General features: G+C 44.4%; 4 protein-coding genes. All 4 read left to right on the forward strand.

Annotated elements, in window-relative coordinates; all coding sequences use genetic code 11:
- The first annotated feature begins 52 nt into the window (after positions 1–52).
- Positions 53–892: a prephenate/arogenate dehydrogenase gene (locus F6K51_RS14890; RefSeq protein WP_293021379.1), complete on the forward strand. Its 840-nt coding sequence runs from the start codon at positions 53–55 to the stop codon at positions 890–892.
- A 434-nt stretch (positions 893–1,326) separates the two neighbouring features.
- The gene (locus tag F6K51_RS14895) at positions 1,327–1,512 is read left to right on the forward strand and encodes a hypothetical protein (RefSeq protein ID WP_293021380.1); all 186 of its coding nucleotides are present in this window, start codon (positions 1,327–1,329) and stop codon (positions 1,510–1,512) included.
- 409 nt (positions 1,513–1,921) lie between these two features.
- Positions 1,922–2,146 (forward strand): hypothetical protein, encoded by a 225-nt coding sequence (locus F6K51_RS14900; protein ID WP_293021381.1) that lies wholly within the window; start codon positions 1,922–1,924, stop codon positions 2,144–2,146.
- Between the two features lie 145 nt (positions 2,147–2,291).
- Positions 2,292–14,768: a non-ribosomal peptide synthetase gene (locus tag F6K51_RS14905; protein WP_293021382.1), complete on the forward strand. Its 12,477-nt coding sequence runs from the start codon at positions 2,292–2,294 to the stop codon at positions 14,766–14,768.
- Positions 14,769–14,806: the final 38 nt, after the last annotated feature.

The raw sequence follows: 14,806 nt of genomic DNA on the forward strand, positions 1-14,806 counted from the left end.
CTAACAAAAATTAATATTTATCATGGCATAGGCTGAATCCGGGTGAGAGACAATGAAAATTGGTATTGTAGGACTGGGATTGATGGGTGGGTCCCTAGGATTGGACTTGAGAGCACAAGGTCACCAGGTCTTGGGAGTCTCTCGTCAACCAAAAACCTGTCAATTCGCACGTGATCACGGCATTGTTGATGATGCGAGTATTGACTTAAGTATCCTAGCCACAGCAGAGGTTGTGTTTATCTGCACCCCAATAGCCGCGATCGCCTCTACTGTCAAGGATTTAGTCAACTATCTTAACAAGGATACCGTAATCACTGATATTGGTTCGGTCAAAATGCCAGTAGTTAGAGAAATGGCTCCCCTGTGGGAAAATTTTGTAGGTGGTCATCCGATGTCAGGAACGGAACACAGGGGTGTGGAAGCTGCGGTGTCTAATCTATTTGCCGGAAACCCTTACGTACTGACGCCGATTGAGACAACACCACCACCAGCACTTGAGAAGGTGGAGGAGATTGTGCGATCGCTTAAGTCATTGGTTTACATCACAAGCCCGGAAAACCATGACCAAGCGGTAGCATGGATTTCTCATCTACCGGTGATGGTGAGTGGGAGTTTGATTGATGCTTGTATGCAGGAGACTGACCCAGTGGTGTTGAGGTTAGCCCAACAGTTAGCTAGTTCTGGTTTTCGTGATACTAGCCGTGTTGGGGGTGGTAATCCAGAACTGGGAATAATGATGGCTCGTTACAATCAGGAGTCGATAATGCGATCGCTTGTAGGGTATCGCGATCGCCTTGACCAGATAATTGAGGTGATTGAACAGGAAGATTGGTCAAGTCTGGAAAAAATCTTTGAAACTACTCATGTAGCTCGGAAAAAGTTTGTTTCCTGAGTTTGTTGAGTTTGTTATTGAGCTAATTAGAAAGCCACCACTGCTAATCCCACCAAGCAGTGTTTATTTTAAGCTGACGGCTGAACGCTGACCGCTGTTCGCGTAGCGTGCGCGTAGCGCATATGCTTACCTTGTTACAGTTTTTCAAATGTAAGCAGGTACACAAAATTAATTACAAATTTGCAAAAACTGAAACTCTTTTAATTCAAGGGTTACAGAGAATTATAGTAGGTAATTAATTCGGCGCGCGGTACTTACTATGATACAGTAATAAGTTACTCTCTCATCACCTGATACTGCGTTCCTAAAAAATAAAGTTTTGTAAAAAAAAACTTCCTGTATACTAACTTGGTATATAGTGTAAATTTGGATATGCTAAGTAGGTGGGCGTAATTAAGTGTAAGAGTTGATTTAGCAGATGGGTGAAGTAGAGATTGGAGTCGGAACCAAAGGGGCCACCAACGTGCCTAGTAGCCCAAGCCATAGAACAGCCGGTACTAGAACTGGAAAATTGGGTAAAAATAGAACAACCCAATGTCCATGTCGATGAAACCCCTTGGGGGGTCATTGGGGTAAAGGAATGGTTATGGCTAGTCGCCAACCAGGATTTTTGCCTATAAAGAGCAGCAGATACACGTTCACGAAAAGAACTAGAGTCACTGCTAGGAGATAAGTATGGTGGAGTTCGAGCGCAGCGACGAAAAGCGTGTATACTAATGGTTACCCTGTAGTAGCCCAACAAAAGTGCTTGGCACATATGCGCAGGCATTTCAAGGGTTTAATTAAATGTCCTGGATTACACAATGAGAGTATTGGCAAAGCATTTATTAGTCTGCAAGATGTGCGCTTTTGAGCATTATCACTTATGGCAAACCCAGGCTGATCATAAAGCTTACGAATTATGGGCCAAGGAATTCAAATCCAAATTAAGTAAAGCTTTCAATAAATGGATACCGCAAGGGGGAGCAAGAGCTTTGAGGCTTTTAAATAATCTCCAAAACAAGTTTGATCAGTGGTGGTATTTTCGCCATGCATCCAGAAGTACCTCCTGAAACAATTTGGCAGAACGTTGTCATTGATTGGCTGTTACAAAGCGTAAGGGAGCGCGGAGGTTCTCGCTCCTTGGAAAGATTTGAAAACACCGCCAGACTTTTGACTGTTGTGCAAACCTGTCGTTCTCAGCAACGTTGTGTCGTCAACTTTTTTGCTGAAGCATTACGTGCCCACATCGGTCGTGACATGGGTTTTCCTTAACTTATCCCTATTTTTACGACCTGAATCCTTACCTCGAATGTTATTTCGAGACACCTGTATTGGAGTAAAAGTTATATTTTATAATTTATAAAATTTGTTGAGCAAAAAGTTTAAGCATTTCAAGCTCTTATAAAACAGGAGATTTATGACAGTAATCGAGAATCTTTTATCTGATCTCAGTCGTTTGGGAATAAAGCTATGGCTTGAATATAGTGATTCAACTCAAGCACCTAGGTTAAAATGTAGAGCTCCAGAAGGAGCTTTAAATCCAGCCTTACGAGATCAGTTGCAACAGCATAAAATAGCAATAATTGAGACTCTACAACAGTGGGATAAATATAAGAATCAAGCAGTTGAAACTATAGTAAAATTTCCTCGTGAAGGAAACTATAGTCTCTCCTTTGCTCAAGAAAGACTGTGGTTTCTAAATCAGCTTAATCCTGGTGATACTAACTACAATGTGGTTCATAATTTTCGAATTTCAGGAATACTCAATGTTTCAATACTTGAACAAAGTTTAAATGAGATTATTCGCCGTCATGAAGTACTACGAACCACATTTTTCATAAAAAAAGGGATCCCAATACAAGCAATTGCACCTGGTTTAAATCTGATCTTATCAGTTGTTGATTTACAATCGCTACCTAGCCAAGAGCAGTTGACTCAAACAGAACAATTCATTCAGGCAGAAAGTCAATATGCTTTTGACCTATCTCAAGAGATATTATTGCGAGCCACAGTGCTTCATCTGTCAGAGCATTTGCATATCTTACTATTAACTTTTCATCATATTATTACAGATGGCTGGTCTACAAAAGTTTTGTTGCGAGAACTCGGAAGTCTTTATACGGCTTTTTTGAATGGTGAGTCTTCACCATTACCTGAGTTACCAATTCAATATATAGACTTTGCCCACTGGCAGCGACAATGCTTATCAAAAGAACGATTGGCAAATCTGGTGGAGTATTGGAGACATCAATTAGCTGGTGCACCACCTTTGCTGGATTTACCTACTGATCATTCTCGCCCTCCAGTGCAAACCTTTCGAGGTGCGACTCAGCTTTTTGACTTCAGTAAAGACCTGACGCAACAAATTAAAGAACTGGGTTACCAAGCCGGAACAACACTATTCATGACATTGTTGACGGCTTTTATGGCCTTGCTCAGCCGTTACAGTAACCAGGAAGATATTATAGTGGGCACCCCAATCGCAGGTCGCAATCATCCTGAACTTGATTCGATGATCGGCTTTTTTGTCAATACGTTAGTGTTGCGGGTTGATCTCTCTGGTAATCCAAGCTTCCGAGAATTAATGGATCGGACACGACAGGTAACGTTAGAAGCTTATTCCCATCAAGATTTGCAGTTCGAGAAGCTTGTGGAAGAGCTACAACCCGAACGAAACCCTGGTTACAATCCGCTGTTTCAAGTAATGTTTGTTCTGCAGGAGAATGAGGTTGATGAGTGGAAGTTTTCGGATTTAACCCTGACTCCTTTACAAACGGAAAGGGTCACGGCCAAGTTTGATTTAACCTTATGTCTTGAAAATCGGGAATCTGGGCTGAGAGGGAAGTTAGAATACAGCACGGATTTGTTTGATCAGGACACTGCTGCTCGAATGATTGGGCATTTTCAAACGCTCCTTGCCGCAATTGTCAGAAATCCTGATCAATCGATCTGTCACCTGCCGCTTTTAAGTCTTGAGGAATCCTATCAACTCCTAGTTGCTTGGAATCAAACCCAAATGGATTCTCTGTGTGACATTTCTGTTCATTCACAGGTTCTAACTCTGTTAGAGCAGCAGGTATCTCAGCATCCAGATGCTATAGCTGTCCAGTTTCAACAGCAAACGCTCACTTATCAAGCATTGCATGATCGGGCTAATCAACTCGCTCATTATCTCCAAAGTCTTGGGGTTGGTCCAGAAGTTGTCGTAGGTCTTTGTGTCGAACGGTCTATAGAGCTAGTTGTGGGTTTTCTTGGCATCCTTAAAGCAGGTGGAGCCTATCTCCCTCTTGATCCGACCTATCCCCAAGAACGGCTCACTTATATGCTTGCAGATGCACAAGTTTCGGTGCTTGTGACTCAGCCCACTCTACTGACTAGACTTCCATCTCACCCAGCAAAAGTGGTGATGTTAGAGAGCGACTCTGCTGTTTTTGCCAACCAACCTGTGACAGCACCAACCTCTGCCATTACTGCAGAGACGCTAGCCTATGTAATCTATACTTCTGGCTCTACCGGACGACCCAAAGGAGTAATGGTCACGCATCGGGGGTTAAGCAATCTAGCAGCAACTCTGATTGCGACTTTTAAAGTCAACCCCCACAGTCGGGTCCTTCAATTTACCTCCTTGAGTTTTGATGTTTCAATCTCAGAAATCTTGATGGTTTTAAGTTCTGGGGCTTGCTTATGCTTGAATCCATCAGAATCTTTACTTCCGAGTTTAGATTTAGTGCAACTTCTCCAGCAGCAGGCAATTACGCATTTGGTATTACCTGCATCTGCCCTGGCGACTTTACCGCTCATGCCAATCCCCAGTTTACAAGTGCTGATTGTAGGAGGGGAAGCCTGTCCTGTTCCGTTGATGCAAGAGTGGGCTAAGGGTCGGGAATTATTTAATGCTTACGGCCCAACAGAGGCGAGTGTGTATACGACTATCGCCCTTTGTCAACCAGAGGACCCTATCATTACACTCGGTCGCCCCATTCCCAATGTCAACGTTTATATTCTAGATCCCTATGGTCAGCCGGTTCCGATCGGTATTCCTGGCGAGTTGTATATTGGGGGGATCGGTCTTGCACGAGGTTATCTCAACCGTCCTGATCTGACCCAGGCAACATTTGCCGCAATGCCTCACCGCTTAAAGAGGCTGCACGAGGATTGTGGCAAAGCTTTACCTGCAAACTCTCTAGCCAATCGTTTATACAAAACGGGCGATCGGGTGCGTTATCTTGCTGATGGCAGAATTGAGTTTTTAGGACGGATTGATCACCAAGTTAAGTTGCGCGGATTCCGGATCGAGCTCGGAGAGATCAGTGCAACCCTGGAACAACATCCAGCCATTCAGACTGCAATTGCCTTGTTGAGACCAGATCAACGTGGCGAACAACAATTGGTCGCCTATGCAGTTTTGCACAGTGGGAGTGATCAGCCTTCTGCTCCTGAACTGCGGAGGTTTTTGCGAGGACTATTGCCTCACTATATGGTGCCAATGGCGATCATTTTGCTGTCAGAATTCCCCCTGACCCCCAATGGCAAGATCAACCGTGCTGCTTTGCCTGCTCCTGATTTGCAACACCTACAACAAGCTACCTTTGTTCCGCCTCGCAGTCCGGTTGAAATTGTTATTGCCAATATCATCGCCTCGGCATTGGGTTTAGAACAGGTGGGTCTGCAGGATGATTTCTTTGAACTGGGAGGCCATTCGTTATTAGCGACTCAGGTTATCTCTCGAATTCGTCAAAGTTTTGGGGTTGAGATCCCACTGATCACTCTATTTGAGCAACCCAGGTTAATAGACCTTGCTCAGGCTGTGAACTCTGTTCAGAAGAAAGATTTTTCTCCCTTACCTCCTATTCAGCCGATCGATCGCAACCCCTTAAGCGACCCCAAATCATTTCCCCTGTCATTTGCCCAACAACGGCTCTGGTTCCTCAATCGTCTTGAAGGGGTCAATACAACAAGCTATAACACGGGTAGAACTTTTCAGTTAACTGGGAATTTGAATCGACCCGCACTACAACAAAGTCTGCAAGCCCTCATCGAACGTCATGAAAGCCTACGCACTACCTTCCCCATTGATCGTCAAGGTATTCCCTGTCAACGGATTAATGAGCCTGGAACGATAACATTACCCGTGATTGAGTTGGAAGCAGGAGCACAAGAAGCCGAGATTAAAGAGCTAATTAAAGTAGAAAGTCAACAACCCTTTGATCTGACTCACAACAGGCTCATTCGCTTCAAACTGCTGCAATCGTCGCCTACTGATCATATTTTGATGGTCACGATACACCACATTATTTGTGATGGTTGGTCGATCGGGGTATTCCAACAAGAGCTACTCCAACTGTATCAAGCTTTTTGCCAGAATCAATCTTCTCCCCTTTCCCCTTTACAGATCCAATATGCAGATTTTGCCTGTTGGCAACGGCAATGGCTAACCGATCAAGTTTTAGAGGCTGAACTCAACTATTGGAAACAACAACTGGAAGGCGCTCCCCCTCTATTAGAACTGCCCACAGACTACCCTCGACCTGCTGTGCAAACATTTCAAGGGGGGGAGGTCAGTTTTCAGGTTGATGCATCCCTGAGCCAGAATCTGAAAGCCTTCAGCCAAAAAGCAGGCGTTACCCTATTTATGACCTTGCTTACTGTCTTTAAGATATTATTATCTCGCTACTCCAGACAGACCGATATTGTGGTGGGTGCGCCCATTGCTAATCGTAATCAGGCTGAAATTGAGCCTTTGATTGGTTTTTTTGTCAATACCCTGGTATTGCGTTCCGACTTGTCCGGCAATCCTAGATTTGTGGAACTGCTTAGACAGGTTAGACAAACCACGCTAGAGGCTTACACGCATCAAGACCTACCTTTTGAGAAATTAGTAGAGGAATTACAACCGAAGCGTCGTCTTGACCATCATCCGATTATTCAGGTCATGTTTGCTTTGCAAAATGTTCCAGATGCTGATTTAGAACTACCAGACTTAGAAGTCAAGTCCCTCAGATCAGAGGTTGAGACAACCCGCGAATTTGATTTAGAAGTTTACCTTTGGGAAAAACCTCAGGGGTTGGTCGGCTCCTGTATTTACAGGGGTGATTTGTTCAAAGTTGAAACGATCCAGCGGTTATTTGAACAATTTCAGAGGTTATTGCAAGCAGTGGTGATCGATAGCAGTCAAAGGATCGATGAGTTGCCCCTTCTGACTCTTGCTGAACAACACCAGATTCTAACGCAATGGAATCAGACTCAAAGAGACTACCCTCGTAACTCCTGTATTCATCAACTATTTGAGCAACAGGTAGAACGATCAGGAGATGCCATTGCCCTAGTATTTGAAGACCAACAACTTACTTATCAGGAGCTGGATTACCAGGCCAATCAGCTTGCCGCTTACTTACGGAACTGGGGTGTCGATCCAGACGTATTGGTTGGGGTTTGCCTGGAGCGATCGCCTGACCTGATTGTGGCCATACTGGCAATTCTTAAAGCTGGGGGAGCATATGTGCCCCTTGATCCAAACTACCCCTCAGAACGTTTGGCCTTCATTGCCGAAGATACACAAATACCGATATTAATTACTCAAACAGCTTTTCGAGCCCACCTTTCGGATTCTCAGACCTGTTTCCTCATTTGTTTAGATGAAATCAACTTAAGAGAGTTTGCTGCTCAACAACCGACTAACCGGAAAGAACACGATGTCCAGCCTGATTTGAAGAGAACGTTAACAGACACCATCTCTCCTACCCTAGAAACCCAGGCTGGGACTTCTTTGAGCGGAAAATCAATCACCGCTGACAATCTTGCCTATGTGATGTATACTTCCGGCTCTACAGGTAAACCCAAAGGTGTTGCAGTTTCCCATCGGGGAGTTGTTCGTTTGGTGGTCAATTCCAACTATGTTAACATCACCGCAGCGGATACCTTTCTACAACTCGCCTCCATTGCTTTTGATGCAGCCACCTTTGAAATTTGGGGTGCGTTACTCAACGGAGCTACCTTGGTGCTCGCTCCAGCCTCTCGTTCTTCTCTGGCTGAAATTGCTTACCTCCTGCAGCATCATCACATTACGATTCTCTGGCTCACTGCTGGGCTCTTCCATCAAATGGTGGAAGAGCATCTTGAAGCTTTCTCCTCTGTTCAACAACTCTTAGCTGGAGGTGACGTTCTCTCTGTTGCTCATGTTCAAACCGTAGTTCAAGCCTTACCCAACACCCTGGTGATTAATGGCTACGGTCCAACAGAAAATACCACCTTTACCTGCTGTTACCCTGTTCGAGATCTTGATGAGATCGGCACATCAATTCCGATCGGATCTCCGATTTCAAACACTCAAGTCTATCTGTTAGATCAAACTTTTCACCCAGTTCCAGTTGGAGTACCTGGAGAGCTTTATATTGGCGGAGACGGCTTAGCACGCGAGTATCTCAAGCGTCCTGATCTGACCGCAGAACGCTTTATCGTGAATCCCTTTCTCTCTGGCAAAGTCATAGAAAAGGATGAAGGGAGAGAATCAAAAGAACCCCTCCAGATTTCAACTTCGGACACACTTTACAGAACAGGAGACTTAGCTCGATACCTTCCTGATGGCAATATTGAGTTTCTTGGACGAGTCGACCATCAAGTTAAAATTCGTGGTTTCCGCATTGAACTGGGAGAAATTGAAGCAACGATTCGGCAGAATTCAATTGTCTCTCAAACCGTTGCTACGGTGCATAGAGATGCAACCAGTCATAAAAGTTTGATTGCTTATTTAGTGCCTGACTGGCGCGGACAAGGGATTGCTGCATTACTTGCTCAGGCAGAACAGGAATTATTAGAGGATTGGCAAACCCTCTACGAAGAAATCTACAGTCCATCCACTTCAGAACCGGATGAGACAGGATTAAAATCTAACTTGGATTTCAATATTGTAGGATGGAATAGCAGTTATACAGGTCAGCCAATTCCAGCTATCGAAATGAGGGAATGGGTTGAGCATACCGTGTCGCGAATTCAGCATTATCACCCTCAGTCAGTATTAGAAATTGGCTGTGGAACAGGATTATTGTTAAGTCGAATTGCTCCCCATTGCAAACATTATGAAGGAACTGATTATTCCAGGGCAGCCTTAGCCTATAACCAAAATCTACAGCAAAGTAAAACGACCTTAAATCATGTTATTTTTCATCATAAATTAGCCCATGACTTTGAAGGCATTCCTAAGCAAAAATTTGACACCGTTATACTCAATTCAGTCATTCAATACTTCCCCAGTATTCATTATCTTCTCCAGGTTTTACAAGGGGCAATAGATGTCATTATTCCTGGCACCCCCGGTCGCATTTTTGTGGGAGATATTCGGAGTTTACCCTTATTAGATAAGTTTCATACGATGGTGCAATACTTGCAAGCGGACGATTCAATGTTGTTACAGGAACTGACAACTCGATGTCAGCAGAGCTTGCAAGCGGAAGAAGAGCTTGTCATTGATCCAGATTTCTTTGTTACCTTACCTCACTATTTCCCTGAAATTAGCCATGTTGAAGTTCAACCGAAGCGAGGCAAACATCACAATGAGTTAACCCAGTTTCGTTATGATGTAACGCTCCATCTCAGCATGACTCAACCAAGGGAAAATGTAACAATTCCTTGGCAGGACTGGCAGGATGACCCAGACATGTTGACTCAAGTTCGGCGTGTGTTGTTGGAAGAACGTCCAGAATCGTTGGGTATTCGTCGTATTCCCAATGGGCGAATTCAACAGGCATTACAAGTCCAACAATGTCTGGAGCAATCGTCTCAGGAATTCAAAACCGTTAAACATCTCCGACAACATCTAATGGATGTAATGGGTGATGGAGCACACAACAACTCCAGTGGCGTTGAGCCGGATATGTTCTGGGAATTAGCAGAAGAATTGGGCTATCAGGTGCATTTGAGTTGGTGGGAAGCCAGTTCAACAGGGTATTATGATGTAGTTTTTCTACGTGAGACTGTTCCCAAGGACCAGGATGTTGTCTCAGCTCTTCAAAAGGTTGCCTTTTGGCAAGAGCACCGAAGTCCTCTTAAGCTGAGGCAAGACTATGCCAATATCCCCCTACAAAGTAAGCTAACTTACAAACTGATTCCTGAAATACGCCAGTTTTTGCAAAACAAGTTGCCTGAGTATATGCTGCCTCAGCACTTTGTTGTCTTAGACCATTTACCTCTGACCGCCAATGGCAAAGTCGATCGCAGCGCTTTGCCAGTCCCCGATGTTATGGATGTGGCTCGAGAGGGAGCATTTGTTGCACCGAAGACCCCGACTCAAGAGTTGTTAGCTGCGATTTGGCGTGAGGTTTTGCGAATTGAACAGATTAGCCTTGACGATGACTTCTTTAAGCTAGGGGGACATTCTTTATTGGCAACTCAGGTGATGTCGCGGATTCGCCATAGACTAGGAGTTGAACTGCCTTTGCAAGTGATGTTCGAGCAACCGACATTGAGGGATCTCACCCAGGCAATAGAGACTGCTCAGCAAGGGGATTTAATCTCTTTTCCTGCCATTCAGCCCGTTTCTCGTGCAACACTCTTGCCCGTTTCGTTTGCTCAGCAACGGCTTTGGTTTCTAACTCAGCTCGAAGGCATGAGCGCTGGCTATAACGTCCCCAATGCTTTCAAACTTGAGGGTGTGTTGAACCACACCGCATTGGAGCAAAGTTTTCAAGCGATCATTCATCGTCATGAGACCCTACGGACCACCTTTAAAGCTGATGATACGGGTACACCTTACCAGTATATTAATGAGGCTGGAATCTTTACCTTGCCAGTGATTGAATTACACAGCGAACACCAAGAACGCCAAGTTAAAGATCAAATTCAAGCAGAAAGCCACCAGCCCTTTGATATTAGTCAAGATCAACTGATTCGTGCCAAGTTACTGTGTCTGTCCCCCACTACCCATGTATTGCTAGTAACCATACACCACATTGTCTCAGACGGGTGGTCATTAGGGGTATTCATTCAGGAACTATCTCAACTTTATCAAGCCTTTTGTCAAGGAGAGACCTCTCCACTCTTTCCATTAACAATCCAATACGCCGACTTTGCCCAATGGCAACGGCAATGGTTAGCAGGTCAAGCCCTGACAAGCCATCTAGACTATTGGAAACAGAAACTTGATGGTGCTCCTCCCCTGTTAGAATTCCCCACAGATCATCCTCGCCCAGAGGTAGCTACCTTTGAGGGAGGAATAGAGTGGTTCTGGCTGGATTCTAGCCTGACGCAACAACTGAAGACCCTAAGCCAAAAAGCAGGTGTCACCCTGTTTATGACCTTACTGGCAGCGTTTCAAGTGTTGCTCTCGCGCTACACCAGAAAATCAGATATTGTGGTTGGATCGCCAATCGCCAACCGCAAACAGGTTGAAGTTGAATCGTTGCTGGGCTTTTTTGTCAACACCCTGGTACTGCGCTCTGATCTGTCTAACAATCCTAGCTTTGAGGCGTTATTGGCTCAGGTCAGACAAACAACCTTGGAGGCTTATCTTCACCAAGATTTGCCTTTTGAAAAACTGGTGGAAACCTTACAACCAGAACGTCACCTCAATCATCATCCTATCGTTCAGGTCATGTTTGCTTTGCAGAATGCCCTGGGTGATAAATTAGAACTCTTTGATTTGAAAGTAGAACGTCTAGGCGTAGAACTGAAGACCATTCGTGAGTTTGATTTTGAACTTGATCTTTTTGAGAATCCTGAAGGTTTGGCAGGACGGTGTACTTACAATATTGGTTTATTTAAGGCTGAAACAATTCGACGGATGTTGGGCCACTTTCAGACTCTCTTACAAGCCATTGTTGTTGATAGTACTCAAGGAATTGCAGAACTTCCCCTCCTGACTCAGGCTGAACAGCAACTGTTAGTTGCCTGGAATCAAACTCAGAAAGATTATCCTCATGATCAATGTATTCATCAATTATTCGAAGCTCAGGTTGAGCGCACATCTGATGCCATTGCTGTAATATTCGAAGGGCAGAAACTAACTTACCGGGAACTGAATGAGCGATCTAATCAGTTGGCTCATTACTTACAGCAGCAAGGTGTAGGCCCCGAAGTATTAGTTGGTATTTGTGTTGAGCGTTCCCTAGAGATGGTGGTGGGCGTGCTAGGTATTCTTAAAGCAGGAGGGGCATATGTTCCCTTAGACCCCACCTATCCGAGTGATCGAATTGCTTACATGATGGAAGATTCAGAGATTGGGCTGCTCCTCACTCAACAATGTTTGCTAAAGGAATTACCGCTTCACCGACCTCAAATCATCTGCTTGGATGTAGAAGATGACGTTTTTGCTAAATACAGCACTGATACAGTTCACAGTAAGGTCCATCCTACTAACCTTGCTTATGTCATCTATACATCAGGGTCTACTGGACAACCCAAAGGCGTAGCGATCACTCATCATTCTGTACTGAACCTGGATCAGGGATTATTGCACGCTGTTTACAGTTCTCTGACTCATAGTAAGGAGAACCTTTGCATTAGTATTAATGGTTCATATGCCTTCGACACATCGGTTAAGCAGATTCTTCAACTTTTACATGGGCACACCCTAGTCATTGTTCCAGAAAGCGATCGATACAGCGGCTCAACTCTACTGCACTATCTCAAGCAATATCAGATTGATGTTTTTGACTGTACACCCATGCAATTCACCTGGTTGATAGAAGCAGGTCTCCTTAGCACAGATGAAGTACCCCTGAGAGCCATCTTAGTAGGTGGAGAACCGATTGCCTCCTCCACTTGGCTAGCGGTTCAAAGCTGCGAGACAATTCACTGCTTTAATCTCTACGGTCCAACAGAATGTACTGTAGATGCTACGATCTGTCGTTTACAGTCCGCTCATAGTGCTGGTACTATTGGTCGCCCTATTGTGAATACGCAGGTTTATCTGTTGGATAGTCATCTACAACCTGTTCCGATAGGAATTCCTGGCGAGTTGTATATTGGAGGGGCAGGGTTAGCCCGTGGCTATTTAAATCGTCCAGAGTTGACTGCCACAAAGTTTATTGCTAATCCCTTTGGTGCTGGGCGATTGTACCAAACTGGTGACCTAGCCCGTTACTTGCCTGATGGTTCCATTGAATACCTGGGTCGCTTGGACCAACAGGTTAAAATTCGTGGTTTCCGCATTGAGTTAGGTGAAATTACAACCGTCTTAAGCCAACATCCAGATATTAGTCAGGCTGTCACCATCGCTCGTGAATCTGAGACTAGAGATCGGCAACTGATTGCCTATGTGGTAGCGAAGGATAACGTTCATGTAGATCCACCAGTCTTGCGGCAATATTTGCAGCAAAGCTTACCAGCTTATATGTTGCCCAGTTCGTTTGTGTCACTGGCAGAATTACCCTTAATGCCCAATGGCAAAATAGATCGTAAAGCACTGCCTGCGCCCAACGTTTCTGATTTGCAGCGACAGACAACTTTTGTCCCTGCTTCCACCTCCACCCAGCAACTCTTAGTAATGGTTTGGGCCGATGTTTTAGGAGTGGACCAGATTGGTCTTTATGACAACTTCTTTAACCTTGGGGGACATTCTTTGCTAGCTGTTAAGGTTATTTCTCGCCTACAAGAAGCTTTGCAAATTAGTCTACCCGTTCAACTCTTATTTACCTCCAAAACACTGTTAGAGCTGGCTCAAGCTATAGATCGGATTCGAAATAGCGATCAGGATATTTCAAAACTTGGCACATCTTTTGTTGATTTAGAAGCTGAAGCCATTTTAGATCCAAACATCAAGCCTGCTAAGGCACAAATTTATCGCAACCCAGATCACATTCTTTTAACAGGAGCAACAGGTTTTGTCGGTATTTTTCTCCTGCATGAATTACTCAAACAAACTTCAGCCAAGATTTACTGTCTCATGCGGACTGGCGATCCCCTTCAGGGTTGGCAGCGCCTGCACAAGCTCCTGAAATCTTTTGGTCTTTGGCATGAAACCTATCAATCGCGAGTGGTTGTGATTAAGGGAGATCTCTCACTGCCTAAGTTTGGTCTTGAGGAATCAGAGTACGAACAGCTCAGTCATCAGGTTGAATCTATTTATCACTCTGGAGCCTGGGTCAATAGCATGTATCCATACTCTTTTTTAAGTCCGGTAAATGTTGCAGGAACCCAGGAGATTATAAAGCTAGCATGTGCCAGTCGAGTCAAACCGCTGCACCATATTTCAACCCTTGGAGTTTTTTCTGCCGGAAGTTATTCTGGACAAAACCTTATTTTTGAGGATGATCCCCTGATTCATGGCAAAGGACTCAAAGGAGGATACAGCCAGAGCAAGTGGGTAGCAGAAAAACTTGTTATGGCGGCACGAAATCGTGGATTACCCACTTCAATTTACCGACTAGGGAGAGTCTTTAGCCATTGCCAGACAGGCATCATGAACATGCAGGACTTCCTTTGCATTTTCCTGAGAGGTTGTATCCAGTTTGGCAAATATCCCGACAGTGATCAGATGGTAGACCGATTGACTCCTGTAGATTACGTAAGTAAAGCAATTGTTCATCTATCTTTGAAAGGTCAGCTGGGTAAAGTTTTCCATATCAATAATCCTGAAACCGTAAATCTACAAACATTGTTTGAGTGGATCAAGGCTTTTGGCTATCCTTTAGAAGCTATCCCCTATTCAGAGTGGCGAACTCAATTTACACAACTAGAAATTTCTCAAGCGAGTAATAACAGTCTATATTCGTTATTTCCTGCGTTCTCACCCTATAATCCTCCTTATACAGGCAAGGTGCTGAGATTTGACTATCAAAATTTGACTAATGGTTTAGCTCAAAGTAATATTCAGTTGGAATCCATCAACCAGGCATATCTCAACCTCTTTCTATCTTTTCTAATTCAAGAGAATTACCTTGATGCTCCGGCAAGGTTGTGAGAACTATTTCAAATTTGCCAGGTAGGGTTTGTCACAGT

The sequence above is a fragment of the Moorena sp. SIO3I8 genome (assembly GCF_010692325.1).
In the GTDB taxonomy this organism is placed as follows: domain Bacteria; phylum Cyanobacteriota; class Cyanobacteriia; order Cyanobacteriales; family Coleofasciculaceae; genus Moorena.